The organism is uncultured Sphingobacterium sp., from assembly GCF_964277905.1.
In the GTDB taxonomy this organism is placed as follows: Bacteria; Bacteroidota; Bacteroidia; order Sphingobacteriales; family Sphingobacteriaceae; genus Sphingobacterium; species Sphingobacterium siyangense.
The window spans coordinates 1-23,411 of record NZ_CAXYKD010000047.1 but is presented as its reverse complement, the minus strand read 5'-3'; the positions used below and the strand labels follow the sequence as shown (position 1 = coordinate 23,411).

The window sequence follows — 23,411 nt, the reverse complement described above, 5'->3', positions numbered from 1 at the left end:
AGAATCGCGCTGTTTTAATAAAAAACAAGGTTCTTTGGTCTCCGATCCCTGTATGTTAGGCGGAAGGCTGAATATCCCAAGGCTAGTACAAGAACTGGGATAAGATACTAAGAAGATATCACTTATATATAAATGAACGCATTTGAAATAATCGGTGGAAAACCGTTAAAGGGAGAGATTATTCCTCAAGGAGCAAAAAATGAGGCCTTACAGATCCTTTCTGCAGTTTTACTGACAGAAGAACCTATGACCATCAGTAATATCCCAGATATTAAGGATGTCAATAAGTTGATCGATCTATTGGCTGCTTTAGGTGTTAAAATTGATCGCATAGATAAGGACACATACGTTTTTGAAGCTAAAGATATAAATATAGACTATTTCCAGTCACCCGAATTTAAAGAAAAAGGTGGTGGATTGCGTGGCTCTATCATGATTGTCGGTCCTTTGTTGGCTCGATTCGGAAAAGCCGCTATTCCGAAACCGGGGGGTGATAAAATCGGACGTAGACGATTAGATACCCACTTTTTGGGCTTTGAAAAATTGGGCGCCAAATTTGTGTACGATGCGACTACCCATTTTTTTAACGTTGATGCAACGGAGTTAAAAGGAAGTTATATTCTTCTGGACGAAGCTTCTGTAACGGGTACGGCGAATATCGTGATGGCTGCTGTATTGGCAAAAGGGACAACAACGATATACAACGCTGCTTGTGAGCCTTATTTACAACAACTATGTAAGATGTTGAATCGCATGGGGGCTAAAATATCCGGTATTGGATCTAATTTGTTGACCATCGAAGGAGTAGAGCGTCTGGGGGGAACTTCACACCGCATGTTGCCTGATATGATTGAAATAGGTTCTTTCATCGGACTTGCAGCAATGACAGGCTCAGAAATCACCATTAAAGATGTCTGTTTCGAAGAACTTGGCGTTATTCCATCTGTATTTTCGCGCTTAGGCATCAAGTTTGAATTACGTGGTGATGATATTTTTATTCCGGCGCAAGAATCGTATGAAATCGATACATTTATCGATGGATCTATCCTGACGATTTCAGATGCACCTTGGCCAGGTTTTACGCCCGATTTATTAAGTATAGTACTTGTTGTGGCGACTCAGGCAAAAGGAAACGTATTGATCCACCAAAAAATGTTCGAGAGCCGTTTGTTCTTCGTGGACAAATTGATCGATATGGGGGCTCAGATTATCTTGTGCGATCCGCACCGCGCAACCGTTATTGGACTGAATAAATCACACCACCTGAGAGGTATTGAGATGACTTCGCCAGATATTCGTGCCGGGGTTTCTTTATTGATTGCAGCCCTATCTGCTAAAGGAAAATCTGTGATCCACAATATCGAACAGATTGAACGTGGCTATCAAGATATCGAAGAACGCTTGCGTAAATTAGGAGCAGATATTAAACGTATCGATGCCGAACCAAAAGGTCATTAATTAAGAGAATAGCCTATGTGCTAGTGTAAGATAAAAGAAGCTCCGGATATAAATTCTGGGGCTTTTTTTGTGATATCTGCGTCAAATAAGGTAAATTTGTCTATACTACATTTAAACAGCGATAGATATGAAAAAATATCTAAAAAAGTACGCCTTAGTTTTCCCATTATTAGGCATAGTACTTCTTTTTCACAATTGTCAATCCTCTACACCTAAAGAGGTTAAGCTACATGAAGAATCAAATACAACAACGGATATCCGCTCTTCTAAACGGATCAATGCTGCGGTAATCGTACAAAAAGTTACTTTTCCCAATATGCCTTTTGCTGAACTAATCAGGTTGATGAATCTGACCAAAGATAGATCACCTGCTGCATTGTGGAAGGCAATATCCACGCTACCCCAGGCGGAACAAATGAAGAAAGATAGCTTTGATATTGAAAATCCCCTGCAGCGTATGGAGCTGATGCTTGCCCCTTTACGTAAGATGGAAATTAAATTTGATCAACAACAGGCGAAATCTGATGCTGCGGGCCTGACGTACCGCCTGGAAAATTATGTGAATTATAGCAAAGGTTCAGGCGAGGCTTTTTTAGCAAATAGTGGCAACGAGACTATCAATGTAGGACTGAACTATCCAGAAGGGAAACTTAATGGATTGGCGAAAGTGCAGATACGAATAAATCCCAAAGAGTATATGATCGATAAGACCGGAAAAACAAAAGTAATTGCCGGAATTACCTGTCAGCAGGCCATTTACAATAAAATTGATGCAATGGATAAAACGCTCCCTAAATTTGTCGTTTGGAAGAGCCCACGGATTCCGAAAGGAATCAATCTGCTGCACCCCTATGTGTTTGATGAAAACGAAGGGATTCTTGAAATTGATGCCTATCTCAATGAAGATGAAAATTCCCTATTGCGCTTTACAACCACATCTGTCGTCGAAAAGCAATTTGAACCCAAAGAATTTGAAGTTACAAAAGCCCATGCTAAACTTGACGGGGCCAAAGATCAAAACAGCATCGAAAAAAATGTACTTGATGTCGTGTTTCATTAGAAAACACCATAAAAAAGGAGTTGATCACATGATCAACTCCTTTTTTATTTGGGATATATGTAAAAGTTTACATTAAAGGAGCAGGTGCTTCTTCTTCAAATAAAGGGAATTCCTTGATAATGTTATACCATGTGATAACCTTTTTAATATCCGAAGAATAAACACGTGATTCATCATGGCCAGGAGCTACTTCACGGAAGAAATCTCTTAATGTTGCGCCATCAGATTTTGTATCTGGCAGAGCGATGCCTTTCTCTTTGATTGTTTCAAAAATATTCAACAGACGAATTTCTTCTTCTTCACCATAGATGGTGATATCTTCCAAAGTCGCCATTTTTGTAGAAGATAAACTTACTACAGTTTTAATTTTTGCCTGATCAAGGGTTTCTAAAATAAAACCACCTTTATTTTGTCCAACCAATTTGAACAATCCTGGTTTACCAGTTACGGATACTAATGCTCTTAAATTCATTTTAATACTATTTAAATCTCCAAGAATTAATCTTCGATAACTTCAATTGATAAAATACGGTCACCTTGTCTGATATCGTCAACAATGTCTACGTTTTCGATAACTTTTCCAAAACAAGTATGGTTACGATCTAAGTGAGCAGTGTTGTTACGGCTATGACAGATGAAAAATTGAGAACCACCAGTATTACGGCCTGCATGAGCCATAGACAATACACCTCTATCGTGGTATTGGTTTTCGCCTGTTAATTCACAGTCAATTTTATAACCAGGGCCACCTGTGCCAGGGATTCCTGCAGCTCCTTCACGTGAATTTGGACATCCACCTTGGATAACGAAATCAGGGATCACACGGTGAAATGCCAATCCATCATAATATCCTGATTTAGCAAGTTTGATAAAATTGGCTACTGTATTTGGAGCATCAGCTGTGTAGAACTCCACAGTCATGTCGCCTTTTTCTGTTTTAATAATCGCTTTACTCATATTCAAAAATTTTTATGAAATACAAAGATAACGTTTCAGAGTGAAATGTGAAGTAAATCCCTATTGCCAATTTTTTTTAATTGATAGATTGTGTATTTCTCAGGATATTAAGTAACAGTATTTTTGTATATTTATGTACGCTAGCCAATTATAATTAACTGTAGATGTCAAATCCGTACAAATTAGTCATTCGGGAGTGGGCAGAGGCCGATCGTCCGAGAGAGAAACTATTGAGCCAGGGCCGTAGGGCGCTTACCGACGCCGAATTACTGGCTATCTTAATCGGATCTGGTTCCAAAAATGAAAGTGCTGTTGAATTATGCCGGCGCATATTGGCCGATGTCAATAACAACCTGCAGACGCTTTCGATGATGGAGGTTTCAGAACTGAGCATGTATAAAGGGATAGGCGAGGCAAAAGCCATCGCTATTCTTGCCGCATTGGAACTCGCACGCCGGAAAAACGATCTGCCCGCAGAAGAACGTAAGCTCGTAAATAGCAGCCGCTTCGTTTACAACTTTATGAAACCCATACTTCAGGATCTGCCTCATGAAGAGTTTTGGACTCTGTATCTCAATACGGGGTATAAAATATTAGACAAACAACTGATCGGACGCGGCGGTAATGATTTTACGCCAGTCGATGTCCGGATTATATTACGATCTGCACTTAGCCTTAAAGCACATGCAATTATATTAGTTCATAACCACCCCTCGGGCACCTTGTATCCAAGCAATGCTGACAAAATTCTGACGCAAAAAATTGTTGAAGCCTCTAAAATTATGGATATTAGAGTTGCCGATCATTTAATCTTTACCGATAACGGATATTATAGTTTTAAAGATGAAGGTATAATCGACTAGTTACAGCAATTCTTAGTATGAACAAAAACAGTATTGATAGATTCACAGACAGGGTTGTCGATTACGAGAAATTTAGACCTTGTTATCCAAAAGAGATTATTCAGGTGCTTAAAGAACAAATAGGGCTGGATAAAAAATGGTTGGTTGCCGATATCGGTAGTGGTACAGGGCTATCTACGCAACTTTTTCTCGAAAATGGGAATGACGTTTTTGCTGTTGAACCCAATCGGGAAATGCGTGAATCTTTACTGCATCATTTTAAAACCTATCGGAATTTAATCGCGCTGAATGCGACTGCCGAAAATACATCTATTGAGTCTGGATGCGTAGATCTCATTTTTGCAGGGCAATCGTTTCATTGGTTTGACCGGGAAGCATGTAAAAGGGAGTTCGCTCGCATTCTCACAGAAAATGGACGTATTGTACTGGTCTGGAACCAGCGTGATCCCGGCGACGCTTTTCAACAGGAGTACGAAGATTTTCTGCTCAGTCATATACCAAGTTATCAATCTGTCAGTCACAAAAATATCAGTGATGATGATCTCAAACAATTTTTTGGATCACGCTTAATGACCAAGGTAACCTTACCAAATCAACAGATATTGGACCTTCGGTCGTTTTTGGGAAGAGTACGTTCATCATCCTATTTTCCAAAAGAGCAGGCTGAAAACAAAACGCTCTATGACGATCTCCGTACACTTTTCGATAAGTACGCAATCTCTGAGCGTATCGTATTCAAGTATATTACTGAAATTTATATCAGTTAACTAAGAAATAGGAATTTGCAAAGCTTCTTTCGTTGCATTTTTTCTCTTCCAGTCGAAAACTCTTCGTATAGGCGAAGAATGAAAAGGGAAGATTAAGATGAATAACGTTAGGATTACCCCGATAATAAATAGCCCGGAGTAGGCGTCGCGTATGGATAGTAGCGAGGCTTGGACTTGGACCGATTTCATTATATTTCCTCTTTGTAGCGCCAAGCTATTTGTTCGATCGATTATACCAGCAAGATTATTGGCATTAAGGATCTGTAGGTGGTAATACCAATTAGTAATGATGTTTGACCAGACTACAGGCACCAAAAATGAACGTGTAAGAATCAAAAATACTAAGCCAGAGAGGTAATATTTGCTGGGAATATTACCGGCCATATATACACCTATTCCAATGTAGGAAGTGATCACACCCATTCCTCTTAATGTCAAAGGGAGATAGAACAAAGCCGTGTTTGTTTGTTGGTCGATAATCCTTGCAAAGAAAAAGCAAGATAGGGCATAACACGCTGCGGAGAATGCCAAAATGAACTTGCATTTCTTTGTTATTTTGAAATATATATAAGCGATTACTGCGCCGATCATATAACCAGGAATTACATAGGTATTTATTTCGGCGACTTCCAAGGGGTTTGTACCAAGCGTAATTCCCAAAAGGGAGGAGTACAGCGAGGTCGAGCTATAAAAAATGCCGAAAATAAAAATTGTTCCAATGGAGATAGGCAGAATCCGTGTTGAAAAGGCTTCAAAATTTAAGAGTGATTTTCGGATTAGTACACTTCTATTTATAAAAAGTATAAAAAAACAGAGCGATGCGATTCCGGTGACCAAAATAAACCTGGAATGAAACCAATTTTGTGTCAGACCATATGTGCTGAAATAGGCAAAATTCAATAATGAAATACAAAGTAAAATACTTCCAAACCAGTCATATTGATACAGAGGTACCTTTTTAAAATCTGACGATTTCATAAAGATAATGCAGATTAACAACGCTACTGCAAGTAGCATATTTTGAAATAAAAAGACAGTTTCCCAATAGAAACGTGTTGCAAATAGAACAGATACATAACTTGCCAAGGCAGGAATGATCATTGTCATGGGGTAGTAGACCGCATATAATTGATACCGTTCTCCACGTGGCATGAGAAAAGGGATCATTTCCCCAATGATAGCCATAGTGACAATAATCTTGGCACTCCCGATAAAAAATGAGGCCATACAGATGTTGACACCATTATTGGCATGTTCCAAAACCGCATTGGAAGCGAGGATAATGAAGATAGACACGATTAATATCGTCTTTTTGGAAAATAATTTCAACAACCTAAATACCAGTGGTATGGCACATACCATTCCAGCATAATAACAATATGTAGCCATACTCAAATCTGCGGTGATACCGGCGTATCCATTCATGACATACGTGTTAATGGATGTTGGGATTCCATTATTGAACGAAAATAGAATATTGAGTACAAACAGAAAGAACAATTCCCAACCTGAACTCAACCAATCTCTGAATATACGATCTTTCATGATTATTTAATACGTATGATAGCATTCATACCTACGCGAAGCATGGCGAGATCTTTTGGGGTATTGGATGCTGTAAAATTAATTCTAACCGGAATGCGCTGTTGTACCTTAACAAAGTTCCCCGTAGAATTGTCAACCGGAACAGCAGAATATTTAGATCCTGTTGCTTCGGATATGGCGGTTACTTCACCTTCAAATGTCTTCCCGGCCAATGCATCAATTTCAATGTTGACTTTTGCCCCGAGGGCAATATTTTTTAGTTGACTTTCGGTATAATTTGCGGTAATCCATTTCTGCTCATCACGTACAATATTGACCAATGGCGTGCCGTTTTGTACCAATTGGCCCTCTTCTATCGTCCGCCGTCCCAATACCCCGTCGTACGGTGCAGTGATAACCGTATACGAAAGGTTTAACTTGGCTAGATCAATCGCAGATTCGGCCTTTAGCATTGAGGCATCATTGATTGACAGCTTCTGTTCAGACTCATGTGTGTTAAGTTTCGATACACGCTCTTGCGCCAAAAGTGCCTTATATTTGGCTAACATGGCCTCATAATCTGCTTTTACCTGATCGAATTGATATTGTGTTACTGCTTCATCTTTCACCAGACTCTCGTAACGCCTATAATTCAATTCCATATTATCTAGCCGGGCTCTCATCTCATCGATATTGGCATTTGCTATCGCAGTACTATTGCCGGCAATGGCAATTCCAGATTGCGATATTGTTTTACTTGCTTTGGCATCGGCAAGAGTGGCTTGTGCATTTTGTAATAAAATTCTGTACTCAGCATCATCAATAATGACGAGTGTATCGCCTTTGTGAACTTTTTGATGCTCATCAAATCGAATTGTTTTGATATAACCGCTGATACGCGAATTTATAGGGGTAATATGGGCATCTACCTGGGCATCATCTGTATAAACAGATTCGTTGATGTGGAAAAAAACTAAGATACCCCAGATAATTGTTACCACAATGACGACCGCAGATAGGATGTTGATGATCCATATCTTCCGCCTTCGTTTTATTTCTTTCTCACTTAATGTTGAATTGCTCATGACTCAATTACTTATCTTCTTTTTTCTGAAAATCAAGGCTCCCGATACTATTGCTTATCAATAATTGCGGTCAATTTTTCGAGAGTTTCTGTAATTTCCAATACTTTTTTTTCTGATATCTCCTGCAGGATCACACGGTAGAGGTCTTGCTGGACAGGGTCTAATAATGTCCTATATTCGTCTCCCTTTACCGTTAATTCGATTAAATTATTTCGTCTGTCATTGGGATCGCTGACGCGTTTAACCAGATCCCGTTTACAAAGATTATCGATCAGCGGAGTGACACTTGCTTTGTTCTTCTGTATTGCTGTGGCTATATCTTGCTGATTCATTTGCTCCTTTTTCCACAGTGCTGCCAATACTTGCAACATTTCATAGGTGATATCCAATTGCTGTTCCTTTATTTTCTGGATATAGTATTGTTTTAAGCTCGTTCGCAAGGCAATGATACTATCCACTAAGGGTTTTACTGGATTCATGGATTCGTTTTTCATAGTACAAAGTTAAATATAAAACAGTTAAATATCAAACTAATTTATTTTAGTTAAAAATGTGTTAAAGATGAGTGCTTTATAGAGAGATGGCATTTTATTTGGAAGCACTTAAACGAAAGGAAAAAAAGATATGTTAAGAGTTGAATTAATCTTCTTTAGACGTTGCCTACTGCCACTGCTGATTTTAGGAGGTGGGATAAGTGTTGTAAGGGCACAGCAAATGCATGCTTTTAATAACTTAGAAACCGATTATCATTTTGTATATCGGTGGGTAGATCCATTCTTCCCTTTAAGCCCACAGGTCGATGTGATGACCTTGGACGTTGCGCCGATTGATAAAGAGCCCGAGCAGCAGGAGAAAATAAAAACGTCAACGGGAAAACAGCGTTTTACCGGCAGGGTGAGTGAGCGCGTATATGAAGGTTCGGAAGTAATCGTTAGCCCTGGAGAATCGGTTGGCAATATAACCTACAGCTCCACTAGCTCCCCCACCCGGTATCGTGTTGCCATTGATCGACGCAGTAATGAGCACTACCATGGAAAGCCCGTATTTATAGATGCAAAGGGGGTAAAATATATAATTGATTCGAAATTTAGAAAACAAGTTGTCGAATAATTCCTTGGCTAAGTTAAAAATTTGTTAAACATATTTTTTCAGGTAATTAAATCGAAATATGGCATTTGTATTGTACTTTTATTTACAATTATTTAAATAACAATTGAGTTATGAAAGCAATAAATCGTTTCAAAAAAATCACAGCTGCATTAGCTTTGATCGCTGCAATGGGATTGGGACAATCCTATGCACAAACGGCTCCTAAAAAAATGGAAAAAGAAGCCAAAAAGTCTGAACAAAAAGCAAAAGAAGTAAAGACTAAAGCCAACGAGGCCGAAACGAAAACGAAGGCAGCGCCGGTGAAAGCTACAGCGAAGAAGGAAGCTGCTGTCAAGGAAAAGTCAGCGCAGACGAAAAAGGTGGCTGATACAAAAACAGCGCCAGCAGCACCAATGGAAGCGAAGGAAAAAGCCGTGAAAAAAGAAAGCGCTAAAGCTGAAAAACAAGCCGCTGCTGTTAAAAAGGATGCCGTAGCTACAGCTGATAAAGCAACAAGTGAAAAATATAATGGACATACAGTTTATCTCGGTCCAAAAGGTGGCAAATATTATATCAACGGAAATGGTAACAAGACGTACATTTCTGACAAAAAGTAAAGAGCAGCTGAAAACGAATTATATCAAAAAAAGGGGACATCGATCGATGTCCCCTTTTTTCATTTCAATAGTTTAGCGTAGCAAATTCATTAAATAGCTTTTGTCGAGATAAAAGACATCTAAACTTCCGCCGTCATCCAGAATACTGTTGCTAATCTCCTTTTTATGTTGCTGTAAGGTTTGAATTTTATCTTCGACCGTGTTAGGGCTGATTAATCGGACTGCGGTGACCGTTTTTTGTTGCCCCATGCGATAGATCCTGTCGATCGCCTGTTGTTCAACAGCAGGATTCCACCAGGGGTCTACCAGGTACACGACATCGGCCGCGGTAAGATTAAGTCCGGTACCACCGGCTTTTAGGCTAACCAGAAAAACGGGGATATCCTTGTCGGATTGAAAATCACTAACCAATTTACCTCGATTTTTGGATTGGCCTGTGAGCATTAACGCGCGAATACCCTGTTTATCCAAAGCCTCTTTAATCAGGTTGAGCATGCTGACAAACTGTGAAAACACGATCATTTTGTGCTGGTCTTTTTTATGCTGAATCTGCTCGATAAGCATTTCGATTTTGGCAGAGTCCGCAGCGCTAGTCAGATCTTCGTTTTGGAGCAGTTTGCTTGAATTACATATCTGACGCAATTTTGTTAGACCTTTTAGGACATGCATGGGGCTTTTCTTGATTTCATCGCCATCTTTGGCAGAGATAAAATCCCGAAACTCTTTTTCATAAAGATCATAAATTCGCCGTTGGGCAGTTTTCATCTCACAGTAAAGGACCAGTTCATTTTTTGCAGGAAGATCACGTAATACATCCTGTTTTGTTCTACGGAGAATGAAAGGCTTTATTTTCTCTTTTAGCATTTTTTTTCTCTTGCGGTCATGGAAAGCATCAATAGGAGTCGTATAGACATCTTTGAAATATTTTTTGCTTCCTAGTAGACCCGGCACAATAAAGGAAAGCTGGGCATAAAGATCCATCGTATTATTCTCGATAGGAGTTCCTGTTAAAATAATGCGATTTCTTGATTTTAATAAATTTACCGTTTTGTATCGCTGGGAATCCGGGTTTTTAATTTGCTGCGATTCGTCCAATATGACATAATTGAAGGTTATTTTTTTTAACGTATTAATATCCGTCAGGAGGTTGTGATAAGAAATTAAAACAAGGTCATATTGTTCAAACTGCATCCCTTTTTCTATTCTATTTGGACCATCTAAAACCAACGTTTGAAAAGATGGAAGAAATTGTTGTATTTCATGCCGCCAATTAAAAATTAAGGTCGTGGGAAGTACAAGTAATGTTGGTGCAGGTTGTCCCTTTGCTTTTTGAGTAGCCAGAAAGGCTAATATTTGGATCGTTTTGCCAAGTCCCATGTCATCGGCAAGACAGCCACCAAAATTAAGCCCATCCAAGAAATGCAGCCATTGTAGTCCTTGTTGCTGATAAGGGCGTAAGTTTCCGACAAAAGTTGGTGGTACCTGGACCTCGGATAGCGAAGAAAAATTAGCGAGCTGCTTTCTCAACGTGCTGATCTCCGCCAACACGATAGGGTCTAACTCAGCCTGATCAAACAGGTGATCGATTTCATTGAATTTGTATTTTGGAATTTCAATGAAATCATCAGCTATCGATTCTGCTGCGTTAAAATAGGCCTCAAATTTATCGAGCCACTGTTGCGGTAAAATGCCCTGAGTGCCGTCATCCAAGGTGATAAATTGCGAGCGGTTCCGTACTGCCTTTTCAAGTTTTTTTAGGGAGACACTTTTGGGGCCAAATTTGACCTGTATATTGGCATTGAACCAATTTTGTCCACTGAGGACCTCCACATGTATTTTTCCCTTAAAACGGCTTAATTTATTTCCACGTAACGTATTAAATCCGATGATCTGTATACCCTGATGCTGCCACTCCTCAAAAGCATCCAGAAACCAGTTGCTATCCAGAAAGTATTTGCGATGCAAATAAAAATGCTGAAAGCTTCCCTCATCCATTTGCTCCTGAAAATAGGGATGCTGCTTCAGTAGCAGGGAAATAACTTTTGTTTCAGCTTCACGTTTCCGATCGACCAAAAATTGTGTACCCTTGCTGTCTGTACCAAATATATTCCGCTTACTTAAAATAGGAATTTCGACCTCACCATAACGCATGACAGGAATAAGGTTGACAAAATCTTCCGATTCTTCCAGAAACAAAAGTGGCTGCATGTCCTGATAATACAGATTTTCCTTCAGCTGTGGCTTGCTTGCTTTGGGAATATCTTTAAAATTTAACTCCACGGAATGTGCTATCTGTTCCAAAAACAACCTGTTGAATTCTTCGAACTTACGCTGATGGATCAACAATTGCTCACCTTTGTTGCCAAACAAACGGATCAACTTGAGGTGAAACCTATTTTCAATCAGAAAAAGCTGATTTTTGATGAGAATGAAATGGTCCAAAAGAACGACTAAATCCTGTAAATTGTAGGCTATCGTATGAATATGAATTTCTCCTTGAATGGTATAAAATGCACCTTTTTTTGAAATAAAGAGCTTAATATCACCTTTGTTTAGGTTAAATTGAACCGGCGATAAGGTGGAGGCTGTTATATTGTCGGATTTTTCATAGTCATGTAGATAAAAATCGAGGTGTAATGGGTTTTTTGCAACCGCCTTCAGACTGGAGCTGATTTCGATATCCTGTTGCATAGCTTGAGAAAATTGGTAAACAGCGGTGTAAAATTGCATTTCCTCAATCGAGCTGCTTTGCCAGATACGTGACTGGCTCTCACTGGCGGAAATCGGGTTTTTAGGTAGGCCGGATTTCGTCATTGGAGCTTGACACAGGAGTATTTGTAGATTTTTGTAATACCGGTTGCGCGTTAACACCACAAAATGATGCTGCTGTTCGGCTGTCGTCTTGACCTTTTTTGGGGCAAGAGATTCCTCTACTAGATCAAAGTCATCAATGGAGGTTAGCTGTTTGTCTTTTAACAGAAACTCCAGCTTCCCTGCTTTGATCTGCGCAGCAAAATAGTTTTCTAAAGACGGTTCCTTTTCCAGTCCATATTGTGCCGCAACCTTCTTGAGGAGATGCTGATAGCGGTTGTGATCAAAAAAAGCCAGCCAATTCTCCTGTGTAAATAGTTTACCTAAAGCCGCCTTTTGATGACGGCAGAATCCTGTTTGTGGACAATTACAAAAAACGGCTGTTGTGGGCAATGTATGGATGATCATCACTTCAAAATCGGTATAATTCTCCAGTACCTGAAAAGTTGCCTGATTGACCTCCATTTCCATCGCATTAACCTGAAAATGGGCCAATGTCAGGTCCATCCAAGGAAAATAAGAATAACGGCTCACCTTGGTGAAATCGATATCGGTCAATGTATACTGATGGAAGTCCATAATGCTTGGTTAAAAGTTAAAACTCATTCCGCCATAATAATTGCGTAAAGGGGCAGGATTAAAATACCGTCCTCCAAAAGCATTGATATCGTTTCCAAGACTATATTTTTCATTGAGTAGATTGTCGGCCCCAACAAAAAATCTGATTTTATGCTGTGAACAGACAGATTTGCTCCAGGATAATTTGCCTTGTAAAAGATGATACCGTTTGGCATAAACAGTGTTTGCATCATCCAGTGGTATGGCTGCTGTTAAATTGGAAAGAAGATCCAACTGGAATTCATTCGGGAAAAGTATATTCAACGAATTTACCCATACCGTTTTAGGAACCGCAGGAAGTTTATTGTTCTTATAGTTTTTGTCGCCTACCTGATAGGATTTGAAACTGTAGTCATTGAGGGAAAAATTGCTGGTCAGCTGTAGGCTACGGACCATACCGGTTGTTTGAGGCCTGATCAAATACATGAATAGCGAGGCTTCCAATCCCTTTTGGTTTATTTTACCCGCATTTTGAAAATATTCAGCACCATTATCCCGTACCTGTCGGATGATGGCATTGTTCATTTGATACGTGTAGGCCGCTGCATCTAAAATAATCCGGCGATTCCACAAATGCCAACGAAGCCCAAATTCATGGTTTGTACCTGTTTCTGGTTTCAGCATCGTATTAATTGTATTGTCTGACGAGCGGACTTCAGCAACAGTTGGTGCAGAGAAACCTTTAGAAATCGATGCTCTAAGTGCAAGCATTGGAGTGATCAAATAGGATAGTGCTGCTCGTGGCATCCATGTACTCCCGAAATCAATATTTTCTTTGTTTTCTTGTGCGACAGGATAACGTTGCTGGTAGCCAATTTTATTCTCATTTAATCCGAGCGACAGCTCTACCTGGAGACGCTCTAGCCACTCCAGTTGGGTGCGTGCAAAAAATGATTGCTGACTGTTTTCCAATTTGTCCTTGGCCTGAGGATCGGTAGCGACACCTTGGGCGTTGTCATAATTGTCAATAGCATACCATCCCTTTTGCGCTTCCAAGCCCAGTTGGACTTCATATTTTAAATCTTGGCTCAACAGATCGACATAAGATAAATACAGGCGCGTTCCTAAATTCTTTTCATCTCTTTTCTCGTAATTGGTGATGAAGGGATTTTTGATCTGATTGGATGAACCAAATACACTAGCGAATATGGTCATCTTAGAACTGAGATGCGTCTGGTTGCTCAGTCCACCAAAGAATGTTTTATCGTAGATTGCTGCTTTTTGTTCAGCAGCACCAGGATTTGGTCCGCCCTTAGGCCGGGCCTGCCTGCGGTCGCTCTCCATTTGTGCTGCGGTGAGCCCTCCCGGAGTTTGGTAACCGAGATCCGAATAGAAACCGGTGAATTTTAATTCGGATGTTTTTGCATATTGCCAATTGTAATTGAGTTGGATATTCTTTTTGTTTAAGGCTGAATTCTGGCGATAACCGTCACTTCTTGTCCAACTTTGATTGATAGCAAGTTGCTGAGTCTGGTTGATGGGTAATATTGCATTGAGCTGTTCCTGAAAAAGACCGTAGGAGCCCCCCGTTAATTGGAGGTTGACTTCAGGTTTGTCAGATCGATCAAATCCTTTACTATAAAAGGAGAGGACACCGCCTGAATTGGCCCCATAGATCGATCCATCTGGACCTTTCAATATATTTATCTGCCCTATTGCGGAGGGATCTATCAAGTTAAGGTAGGTGTTCCCGCCTGCGTCAGTAAAAGGAAAGTCGTCCAGGTATATTTTGACATTGCGAACACCAAAAGGTGAACGGACCATACTCCCACGGAGTGCTAGCCGGTAACTCCCAGGGGAACGTTCTTCCATGCGTAAACCCGGCACCCTGTTCATTGCTGAAACAAAGGAGGGCGACTGCTGGGATTGGATCATTTGGCTGCTTAACACAGCTGCAGAAGATGTCAATCGCAATAGCGGTTGTTTATTGAAGTAGGCTTTAACTTCGACTTGTTCTAGCCGATTAGTCGTAGTATCCACTTCCTGCGCATATAATTTGCTACATAAACCAAGGGTAGCAAGTAGGTAATATCTTTTCATCGTTAAGGTTTGGTCGGCTTAGTCTGCAAATTCCTGACTGAAATAAATTTCAAAAATCTGCTTTTTCTTATTGTATTTTAGGCATTGAAAATTCGCATATACGGAGCTGGTCGGTACACAAAGACTGTTGGCCATGGCTTCTTTTGAGAATTTTTTGTTCAGACATCCCCGCTGCAAATCAAAGTTTTTGTTCGTCGAAATATCGGTTACATCAAAGGAATTGTCGTCAATCAGGTAATTTGAATTGTTTAATCGAATATAATCCTCTTGATAAATCAGTTCGGAAGCAACGAGATAATCGAGCGATCCAAAGCTGGATGAACAATCCAGATTTTGAAGGGTATTGACAACTTTTAACTCTTTATACAGTGTGTTGTATGTATTGTTTTTATGATCGAACAAGGTGATCTCGATGTGATGATTATCTTTGTTGTACAGCATATACCCAAAGTCTCCGGGGCCATTTTTGAAGATATTCCCTTTCGCGATCGCTAAAACAGTCAAGTTAGGATGCCCAAGAAAATAATCTTTCTGGTCTGCACTTAGTGTTGTCGTTAACTTCTGGTGAAGTTTATCGAAGAGGCCGGCATCGTTCATTTTCATTAACTGCTGCGTTTGTTCCTTTATTCTGTCTGAAAAACGCGGGCTATCGTAGCTCGAAGTATCCGATGGGAGTGGTGGTGATGCAGGAGGGACTACCTGTTCTTTCTTTTGTTCGTCACTCTTTGTTGCTATTGGCGTCTTTGTCTGATGACAGGAAACAAGACCTGATAATAATAGAATGTATAGAAAAAAGGTTTTTAAATTCATGATGAAGTATCGTCAATGCCAATTCAGTTACTCTTCGTGAATAGAAAGAGCAACAACATCGGCTAATTTAGTTATTTTATGGCAAACAAAGCTGTCGCAATCTGGAATTAGAAAGCTTCATTCAGCCCCAAAAAGAAACCACGGGAACCATATTTTCCAAAGGCATAGTCCAGACATAGATTTGTGCGTGTTGCTTTGTTAAAGAGTACCCGTAATCCGGCACCACCCCCAGGTTGCCACCTTTCAAAAAGTTTGGTGCCCAGTTCGTCGCTGGCAGTCTGTAGGTTAAAAAAAGCAGCTCCGCTCAAAAAGCGATTCTTTAAAATTGGGAAGCGGTATTCTGTTTCGGCATAACCGAAAGAAATTCCCTTGAAATAACCAATGGTGTAACCGCGGCCGCTTCTGACGGCGACGTCTCTTCCCGTTCCGGGGAGATCAAAATAGGGGAGTGTACCACCGAGTTTATAGGAGCCCCAATACCAGAAGGCAAGTACATGAGCCGGGTCGGACTGAGATAAACTAAAGTATTTTCGAAAGTCGGTGGTAAGCTGTACAGCACTTTTGCTACTGCCCAACAGCGTTGTGTTCCATCGCACACCGATATCCGAATAGATACCCTTGTAAGGCCTATTGGGGTTGTCTCTTGTCATGTATTGCATATTGAGCAATAGTCCATTGGAATTATAACTGTCGGGCTCGAAGCCATGTTTTTCGGTGTAGATGGTATTGGGCGTAATGTTGCCATTGGGGCCACTGCTGGTTATTTTTCGTCGTAAGTCAAACGCCAATCCGGCTCCAACAAATAGTCCGTCGGCGATCCGTTTATAGACTTTTTCATTAAATGTAAATGCGTTATATTTTGCTCCGTATTTTTTATGGTCCGGGTTGGCAAGGATCTCTTCATCGGCATTGTTCCATTTTCCATGGGGAGTCATACCCAAACCCGCATCTAAAGCGACCATTTTGACAAGTGCAAAAGCGCCCTGAAAATTTAGTTTATTGTTGGGTGTAAAGATATTATGGCTAATATAGAAGACCATGATGTTTTTTGTGGTGATTGAGGCGGATGTCGCTGCGATCGACATGGTCGTTGTTTTGGGGTCACCCAATACTTTCCCCGCGACAGCCTTGATTCCGATCTGACCACCAATGGTTGGGTTGTAGGCAATGTTGGGCATTAAGGTGATGGGAGAGCGTTTACTCGCATGTTCCTTTTTTCGTTTGGGATGGATTATTCTTCCGATTAGATCCGATATATCGTATTGACTGGCCAAGGCCGAGTCACGCTGATGTTTGTACTGTGCAAGAGAGTCTGTTTTTGCATCGGTTTGGGCAGCGAGCAGCGTAGGGATTGAAATTAAAAGTATTCCTAAAAAAGCATGTCGGAAGAAATCGTTAAAACGTAAAAGTTGATGCATACATTCGGGTCTATCTTAAAACTAAACGTCAAAAAAAATAAAATGTTTTCTCAAGTACTCGGAGCCTGTCTTTTTTTGATCTCTGAACAAATGCAAATGTGGTATTGTGTTGAAGAAGTTTATTTTTCTTGTGGAGCTGGAGAATTAAACTTGCAAATCACAGCAAATTTATCTTAGTTTGATTATTTAAACTAGGATATGATAGGACGCACTATATTTAATTATGGATTGACTTTGCTTTTATTGACAGGGGTAGCTCATGCGCAAGAACTGTATACCCCAAGAAATATTCAGCAAGCGATCGAAAAAGGAACCCGTACCAAAACGGGTCTACCAGGAAAAAATTATTGGCAGAATTTTGGCAAGTATGATGTGCGGGTGCAATTGGATCCGGCCACAAAGATGGTGAGTGGAACAGAGACTATTCTGTACACAAACAATAGTCCCGATACATTGAAACGCTTGGCTATCCGATTTGTGAACAATGTGCACAAACCTAATGCGGTACGTGCGGCATACGCTTCGGACGACTACCTGACTTCGGGCCTAAAGATTAAATCGTTTAAACTGAATGGTCAAGTTTACGACGTAAACAGCAAGGACTGGGGAACGGTGAAGTTAGGTGATTTTGGGCAGAAAATCCTTCCGGGAAGCACTGCAACATTGGACATTAGCTGGGAATATCCGTTATCTGTCGAAAGCGACCGTGAAGGGCTATTGAATGCTTCCACCTTTTATTGTGCTTACTCTTATCCGCGTGTGTCTGTATACGACGATTACAATGGCTGGGATCTTCTGGAACATAATGGCCGACAAGAATTCTACAATGGTTTCAACGATTATCAATTTGAGATATCTGTTCCGAAGAACTTTGTTGTATGGGCGACAGGTGAATTGACAAATGCGGTTGAGGTACTGCAGAAACCTATTCTGGACCGTTTCGAAAAATCAAAAGTCAGCGATACGCCAATAAATATCGCGACAGATGCCGAAATGAAAGCGGGGAAAGTGACAACACAAGAAGCCTGGAATAAGTGGAAATTCAAAGCAACCTATGTGCCTGATTTTTGTTTCAGTGTGAGTGATAATTATATCTGGGATGGCGGGAGTGTAGATTTGGGAAGTAAGCGCGTGAGTGTGCAGTCAAGCTATGTCGCCGGAACGCCAGATTTCGAACAATACATTGGTTGGCAGCAATATTGCATTGACTGGTTTTCTAAAAATTGGCCTGGTGTCACCTATCCGTACCCAACAATGACAGCCGTTCAGGGGTTTGCAGATATGGAATATCCGATGATGATTAATGATTCGAGTGTCCCAGATAATCTCGTGGATGCACGGCAAACAGCAGACCATGAAATTGCACATACCTATTTCCCTTTTTACATGGGTATCAATGAGACGCGATATGGTTATATGGATGAAGGCTGGGCTACTGCATTGGAATTCTGGATTGGAAATGCGGAGATTGGTGCCGAAAAAAATAAAGAACTTTTCAAAGATGCCCGTGTAAAGCGCTATATCTTTGACCCCTCTACAGAAGAAGACCAACCCTTGATTACCATGACCTCTCAGTTGAATGGTTTAGGGTACGGCAACAATGCCTACATCAAGGCCGCATTGTCTTATATTGCGTTACGGGATTATCTTGGCGATGAATTGTTTAAAAAAGCACTACACCATTACATGGAGCTATGGCATGGAAAACATCCGACGCCTTGGGACTTCTTTTATAGCATCAATGCTGGAGCTGGGCAGAATTTAAACTGGTATTGGAAAAATTGGTATTTCACCAATAATTACATCGACCTTAAAGTGAATGGTTTTAAACAGCTTGCCGGTAAAAATACACTTACGATTACCAATGTTGGGGGATTTGCAATTCCGTTTGATGTATTGATTACCTATACGGATGGATCGGTGGAGACAAAACACCAAACTCCGTCAATTTGGCAACACAATGAAAAACAGGTAATCCTGACTTGGACTTCGACTAAAAAGGTGAAAAATATTACCTTGGACGGTGGCATTTTTATGGATTACACAGCCAAGGACAACAGCTGGGACGTTATTAAATAACCCGATCGATCGTGTCAGCCTTTATGTTTGAAAAGGTTGACACGATTAATGACTGAATGCTGTTGTGAAGTCTACCTACAAATAGGTGTCCATTCCTGTAAGCCTTACCTTGGGCCTGTAAGACTACAGCTGATCAATGCTTCGAAATGTCAGATTAATTCGTGCACTGAACGCTTTTTTTGTCGGTGGAAGCCGATGCAGCCAATACGTTTGTGTAAGACCTTTCATCACCAATAAACTTCCATGACCCAAGATGATGTCTATTTTTTCTTTGCTCGTTTTGTGTTTAAAGGCAAACTTTCGTTCAGCACCAAAGCTTAAAGAAGCAATTGCTCCATTTTTTTTGAGGTCTTTTTCACCGTCGCTGTGCCAGGCCATTCCCTCGTCGCCATTGTGATATAGATTCAACAGGCAGGAATTATACGTCTCCTGTGTTTGTTCTTCGGCAATCTTTTTCAGTTCAAGAAGCTCTTTTGTCCAGGGAAGCGCCCTTTTAGTGGTGTTGGAATAGCTATATTCGAAAGCCTGATCGCCATACCAAGCCACTTTTCGTTTGGTGACGATTTCGTTTCCAAAAATAATAGCACGGTCATTTACCCATTCGATCGAGTCCATGAGTATATCAAAATAGTGGTTTGCTTCCAGTGGAGGCAGTATTTTACCATAATAATTGACAGTTCCATCGTAAGGAAGTAGATTTCTATTGCCATCGAAGAGATTGTCGAAAAGTTCCATGTGATCGTATTGTGTGTATTTACTAAATTGCCGTATGTAAAGTCTCCCATCCGATCATCGCTGTTTTCCGCATTGGATCCCATCGGTAACCACCAAATATACCGCTGTTTTGTATAACACGATGACAGGGGATAAGGTAAGCTATCGGATTGCTTCCGACAGCTGTGCCGACAGCACGGGAAGCTTTGGGGTTTCCGATTTGAGAAGCGATAGCACCGTAAGTGCTTAAGTTACCCATAGGGATTTTTAATAAAGCTTCCCAGACTTTCAATTGAAAATCAGTGCCTTTTAAATGTAATTTTACCTGACGGATATCTTTATCTTGGGGATTTAATGCGCTGAGTGCATTCTCGTGCATGCTGTTCCCCTGTTGTAGGTATGTTGCGTTCGGAAATCGTTGCTGAAGAGCGTCAAAAGCTGTTATGTTATCATCCGCGTAGGCAATATGACAAATACCTTTTGAGGTGGATGCAATTAGCATTGTGCCGAATAAGCTCTGATAATACGCGTAGGAAATCAATAAATTGGAGCCTTCATTTTTATATTCAGCGGGAGTCATCCCCTCAATGTTGATAAATAGTTCATGAAGTCTACTGCTGCTGGAAAGGCCAAGCTGGAATGTTGTTTCAGCAATGTTATTTTCCTTGAGCAATGATTTTGCATAATTTATACTTACGTACTGTAAGAATTTCTTGGGACTTGTACCTGCCCATGCGGTAAACATGCGTTGAAAATGAGCTTCACTCATGTAAACATGAGAAGCGATCTGACCCAATGTAGGTTGAGACTTAAAGTTTTCCTGTAAGAAATGTATGGCCTTGGCGATACGTTGAAAATCTACTTCTTGTTGAATAGTCATGATTGTTCATTTAATTTATACAAAGTTGCTAATAAGAAGAAGTCTTTAAAATCCGATTTATGCTAAATTAAATGTTGGATGAAGGAGATTTGTCCGAATGACCTAAGGATTTATCTGGGGCGACCAGATCACGGATCAGTTGTTTGAGTTCTTTTATTTCGGGGAATCGACCGGCTCTTTTTCGATCGAATATCTCCTTATCCGCTACCCGTACTGTATAACGGCCTGCAATTTCGCTGGGGACCAGCATCACTCCATGGATCTCATCCGTGAACGAACTCAGTACCTCCTGCGCCATATAGGCGGCGCGCAGCATCCAATTGCATTTTGGACAATATTCAATTTCAATAACAGGTTTTGTTGCCATGAGTTAAGTTCAAGTACGTTGTTTTGTTTCAAACAAATTTATCAATCCTAGCGCTGCAATCCTAACGCTTTTTGTCATGGAAATTTCGAGATTATTTCCGACTCAGCGGAGTACTGTATACAACAAGCCCATTCCATTGGCCTTTTTCTCGGTTAATGGAATGGGCTGGTATTGTTGGATATTCCTGATAGGTATGCCGGAGGCTTAACCGATTTTCAAAGAGGTCATGGTCAGTGATCCAGCCACTGAATTGTCGTTGAAGAGAAACAACTCATCATTTTTCTCCTGTAAACCCAAGGTATAGATTAAAGGGAGGTAATGTTCAGGAGTTGGAATTGCCAAGTCGAACTCTTTGCCCTGTTTTTTGAAATCTATGAGCGCCTGATGGTTGCCGTTCTGAATAAATTTCTTCATTTTTTCATTGGCTATAGTAGCCCACTCATACGCATAGCCTGCCGTATCGAGTTTGTCCCAGGCGACCATCCGTAAGTTGTGCACCATATTGCCGCTACCGATAATGAGTACACCCTTTTTTCTTAGCGCGTTTAATTGCTGTGCAATTTCATAATGGTATGCTGCAGGCTGTGTGTAATCGATGCTCATTTGAATAATAGGAACGTCTGCATCAGGGTATAGATGTTTGACTACAGACCATGATCCATGGTCCAGCCCCCATTTGTCGTCGAGATGAACGTCTGTTTTGCTGACAATACGCTGTGTTTCTAAAGCGAGCGCCGGGCTGCCTGGAGCTGGGTATTGGACATCAAATAATGCCTGAGGAAAACCGCCAAAGTCATGAATGGTGGCGGGATGCTCCATCGCTGTGACAAATGTTCCACGTGTTTCCCAGTGTGCCGAGACAACAAGAATCGCCTTCGGTTTTTCGAAAGTTTGGCCAATTTTTTTGAATCCCCGGACAAATTCGTTGTCCTCTATGGCGTTCATGGGACTTCCATGTCCTAAAAATAAGACCGGAAATTTGTCCGTTGCCTCCAGTTCCTCGGAAAATTTATATAAAGAGTTTGCTTTATGAGCTACTCCAGCTAATGGTAATGTTGCCATAATTTTAATAAAATCCTTTCTACGCATTTGATATGATGTGACTGCGTCAATTTTTATTACAAAGGTAAGGGATGGGTTTGGCTAGGCGGTATCATTATCCTGTCAATCTGTTGTACTATTCGGAAATCTGTTGTACGCTATTCGGAAATAAGTTTTTGGATCTCATTTCTAAATTCCGAAGGCGTCATGCCTGCTTTCTTTTTGAAGACATTGGTAAAGTAGGCTTTATCTTGGTAACCGAGTTCAAAACCAATTTCCGAGATCGTTTTAGTCGTTGTCAACAAGAGGTTTTTTGCTTCAATAAGTTTCCGTGTTTCGATAATCTCAGAAACGCTTTGTTGTAATATGCTCTGACAAATTAAATTTAGGTTTCGTGTCGACATAAAAAGCTTCTCCGCGTAAAAATTAACGCCTTCGGGACGGCGGTAGTTCTCTTCCAGTATAGATAGAAAGCTTGTGAACGTTGTACTCTGATTTTTCAATTGCTGTTGGCTGTCTGGAAATTGCCTTTTCCGTTCAGATTCAATCATGGTAAAGATGGTGCTCAATAGCTGCTTGATAACCGCATAGTCTACGCTAGTTTGTAAGCATTCCTGCTGCATTAGCTCACACAAAACTATCAATCTCCCGAAGCAGTTGGGGCTGGCGAAGGTCAATGTCGCATTTTCATGAAAGTGGGCGTAGAGCTGGAAAGTCGTTTCGGGGATAAATTCACTTTTAAATCGAATGACCCAAAATTCAATGTTATTATTATGCAGAAGAGGTTTGACGCGGTGGGTTTTGCCCTGAGTGACAAAACTTATAAATGGAGCGGTGTAGATTTTTGTTTTAAAATCGATAAAATGTTCGAGTTTTCCTGCCACACCAATAATCAATTCCTCGAAATCATGTTGATGTATTTCGTTTTTGGATTGTTGTATGCGCAGTGCCTCATCGGCGTCAACTTTGTAAATTTTGAAAAGTCCGTTCAAAATAAGGAAGATTTTAATTTGCTATTTACGAATATACGGTTTCATTTACATATTGTTTGTCAAAGACCATTTGGCTTTTTATATTGCTATTTTAGCTTGTTTCAGCGGCAGTTTTGACAAAAGGGGAGGCCTGTTGTTACGTCGCTTAGGCTCAAATTGTATACTGATTTGTAATTAACAGCACTATAGTACCGTTTTAACAGGGGGTTAATAGGGGTTGT

General features: G+C 40.6%; 22 protein-coding genes. 8 read left to right on the top strand and 14 right to left on the bottom strand.

Translation table 11 applies throughout. The features are described from left to right. The first annotated feature begins 132 nt into the window (after positions 1 to 132). Entirely contained in the window at positions 133 to 1,458 is a 1,326-nt protein-coding gene (gene murA / locus ACHWSC_RS21745; RefSeq protein ID WP_070565984.1) for a UDP-N-acetylglucosamine 1-carboxyvinyltransferase, read from the top strand. A 127-nt stretch (positions 1,459 to 1,585) separates the two neighbouring features. Beyond that, positions 1,586 to 2,518, top strand: coding sequence for a hypothetical protein (locus tag ACHWSC_RS21740; protein ID WP_394678157.1), 933 nt, complete (start codon positions 1,586 to 1,588; stop codon positions 2,516 to 2,518). A 67-nt stretch (positions 2,519 to 2,585) separates the two neighbouring features. On the opposite strand, the gene ACHWSC_RS21735 is transcribed toward ACHWSC_RS21740, so the two are convergent. Both ACHWSC_RS21735 and ACHWSC_RS21730 read right to left on the bottom strand, forming a co-directional pair. Further along, positions 2,586 to 2,990: a DUF5606 domain-containing protein gene (locus tag ACHWSC_RS21735; protein ID WP_075993972.1), complete on the bottom strand. Its 405-nt coding sequence runs from the start codon at positions 2,988 to 2,990 to the stop codon at positions 2,586 to 2,588. A gap of 26 nt (positions 2,991 to 3,016) precedes the next feature. Beyond that, complete coding sequence (locus ACHWSC_RS21730) at positions 3,017 to 3,475, bottom strand: peptidylprolyl isomerase (protein WP_046671802.1); 459 nt, start codon at positions 3,473 to 3,475, stop codon at positions 3,017 to 3,019. Positions 3,476 to 3,639: 164 nt separating this feature from the next. Between ACHWSC_RS21730 and radC the strand changes: the two genes are divergently transcribed. Beyond that, on the top strand, positions 3,640 to 4,338 hold the full coding sequence (radC, locus tag ACHWSC_RS21725; protein ID WP_120333384.1) for a DNA repair protein RadC: 699 nt from the start codon (positions 3,640 to 3,642) through the stop codon (positions 4,336 to 4,338). A gap of 17 nt (positions 4,339 to 4,355) precedes the next feature. Next, positions 4,356 to 5,105 (top strand): class I SAM-dependent methyltransferase, encoded by a 750-nt coding sequence (locus ACHWSC_RS21720; protein WP_394678156.1) that lies wholly within the window; start codon positions 4,356 to 4,358, stop codon positions 5,103 to 5,105. Here ACHWSC_RS21720 and ACHWSC_RS21715 read toward each other — a convergent pair whose 3' ends face one another. Genes ACHWSC_RS21715 through ACHWSC_RS21705 form a run of 3 tightly spaced genes read right to left on the bottom strand, consistent with a single transcriptional unit; the run spans position 5,106 to position 8,208 of the window. Then, on the bottom strand, positions 5,106 to 6,650 hold the full coding sequence (locus tag ACHWSC_RS21715) for an MFS transporter (RefSeq protein WP_394678155.1): 1,545 nt from the start codon (positions 6,648 to 6,650) through the stop codon (positions 5,106 to 5,108). A 2-nt stretch (positions 6,651 to 6,652) separates the two neighbouring features. Further along, a complete protein-coding gene (locus ACHWSC_RS21710) occupies positions 6,653 to 7,714 on the bottom strand; it encodes an HlyD family secretion protein (protein ID WP_394678154.1) in 1,062 nt (353 codons plus the stop codon). A gap of 47 nt (positions 7,715 to 7,761) precedes the next feature. Beyond that, positions 7,762 to 8,208 carry a MarR family winged helix-turn-helix transcriptional regulator gene (locus tag ACHWSC_RS21705; protein ID WP_333627229.1) on the bottom strand — a complete coding sequence of 149 codons (447 nt, stop codon included), beginning with the start codon at positions 8,206 to 8,208 and terminating at the stop codon, positions 7,762 to 7,764. A 130-nt stretch (positions 8,209 to 8,338) separates the two neighbouring features. Here ACHWSC_RS21705 and ACHWSC_RS21700 point away from each other — a divergent pair, with 130 nt between their 5' ends. Next, entirely contained in the window at positions 8,339 to 8,824 is a 486-nt protein-coding gene (locus ACHWSC_RS21700) for a hypothetical protein (protein WP_394678153.1), read from the top strand. A gap of 110 nt (positions 8,825 to 8,934) precedes the next feature. After that, positions 8,935 to 9,420 carry a hypothetical protein gene (locus tag ACHWSC_RS21695; RefSeq protein ID WP_394678152.1) on the top strand — a complete coding sequence of 162 codons (486 nt, stop codon included), beginning with the start codon at positions 8,935 to 8,937 and terminating at the stop codon, positions 9,418 to 9,420. Positions 9,421 to 9,492: 72 nt separating this feature from the next. On the opposite strand, the gene ACHWSC_RS21690 is transcribed toward ACHWSC_RS21695, so the two are convergent. The 4 genes from ACHWSC_RS21690 to ACHWSC_RS21675 all read right to left on the bottom strand — a co-directional run bounded on the left by ACHWSC_RS21690 (position 9,493) and on the right by ACHWSC_RS21675 (position 17,117). Then, complete coding sequence (locus ACHWSC_RS21690; protein ID WP_394678151.1) at positions 9,493 to 12,810, bottom strand: DEAD/DEAH box helicase; 3,318 nt, start codon at positions 12,808 to 12,810, stop codon at positions 9,493 to 9,495. 9 nt (positions 12,811 to 12,819) lie between these two features. After that, complete coding sequence (locus tag ACHWSC_RS21685; RefSeq protein ID WP_394678150.1) at positions 12,820 to 14,889, bottom strand: TonB-dependent receptor; 2,070 nt, start codon at positions 14,887 to 14,889, stop codon at positions 12,820 to 12,822. 18 nt (positions 14,890 to 14,907) lie between these two features. Next, positions 14,908 to 15,699, bottom strand: a complete 792-nt coding sequence (locus ACHWSC_RS21680) for a hypothetical protein (protein WP_394678149.1) — start codon at positions 15,697 to 15,699, stop codon at positions 14,908 to 14,910. Positions 15,700 to 15,806: 107 nt separating this feature from the next. Then, positions 15,807 to 17,117 (bottom strand): BamA/TamA family outer membrane protein, encoded by a 1,311-nt coding sequence (locus ACHWSC_RS21675; protein ID WP_088162749.1) that lies wholly within the window; start codon positions 17,115 to 17,117, stop codon positions 15,807 to 15,809. Positions 17,118 to 17,315: 198 nt separating this feature from the next. On the opposite strand from ACHWSC_RS21675, the gene ACHWSC_RS21670 reads away from it, so the two are divergent. Continuing rightward, on the top strand, positions 17,316 to 19,196 hold the full coding sequence (locus tag ACHWSC_RS21670; protein WP_394678148.1) for a M1 family metallopeptidase: 1,881 nt from the start codon (positions 17,316 to 17,318) through the stop codon (positions 19,194 to 19,196). Positions 19,197 to 19,319: 123 nt separating this feature from the next. Here the strand turns inward: ACHWSC_RS21670 and ACHWSC_RS21665 are convergent, their stop codons facing one another. From ACHWSC_RS21665 to ACHWSC_RS21655, 3 genes are all read right to left on the bottom strand, one after another. Then, positions 19,320 to 19,931 carry an alpha-ketoglutarate-dependent dioxygenase AlkB family protein gene (locus ACHWSC_RS21665; RefSeq protein WP_394678147.1) on the bottom strand — a complete coding sequence of 204 codons (612 nt, stop codon included), beginning with the start codon at positions 19,929 to 19,931 and terminating at the stop codon, positions 19,320 to 19,322. Positions 19,932 to 19,953: 22 nt separating this feature from the next. Continuing rightward, on the bottom strand, positions 19,954 to 20,790 hold the full coding sequence (locus ACHWSC_RS21660; protein ID WP_167512264.1) for a methylated-DNA--[protein]-cysteine S-methyltransferase: 837 nt from the start codon (positions 20,788 to 20,790) through the stop codon (positions 19,954 to 19,956). 67 nt (positions 20,791 to 20,857) lie between these two features. Beyond that, positions 20,858 to 21,157, bottom strand: coding sequence for a SelT/SelW/SelH family protein (locus ACHWSC_RS21655; protein ID WP_120333397.1), 300 nt, complete (start codon positions 21,155 to 21,157; stop codon positions 20,858 to 20,860). 76 nt (positions 21,158 to 21,233) lie between these two features. Between ACHWSC_RS21655 and ACHWSC_RS21650 the strand changes: the two genes are divergently transcribed. Next, entirely contained in the window at positions 21,234 to 21,365 is a 132-nt protein-coding gene (locus ACHWSC_RS21650; RefSeq protein WP_394678146.1) for a hypothetical protein, read from the top strand. Here ACHWSC_RS21650 and ygiD read toward each other — a convergent pair. Together ygiD and ACHWSC_RS21640 are read right to left on the bottom strand one after the other, a co-directional pair. Further along, positions 21,362 to 22,219 carry a 4,5-DOPA dioxygenase extradiol gene (gene ygiD, locus ACHWSC_RS21645; protein WP_394678145.1) on the bottom strand — a complete coding sequence of 286 codons (858 nt, stop codon included), beginning with the start codon at positions 22,217 to 22,219 and terminating at the stop codon, positions 21,362 to 21,364. The two genes, ACHWSC_RS21650 and ygiD, sit on opposite strands and share 4 nt — an antisense overlap. Before the next feature lie 137 nt (positions 22,220 to 22,356). Then, entirely contained in the window at positions 22,357 to 23,190 is an 834-nt protein-coding gene (locus tag ACHWSC_RS21640) for a helix-turn-helix transcriptional regulator (RefSeq protein WP_394678144.1), read from the bottom strand. Between the last annotated feature and the right edge of the window lie 221 nt (positions 23,191 to 23,411).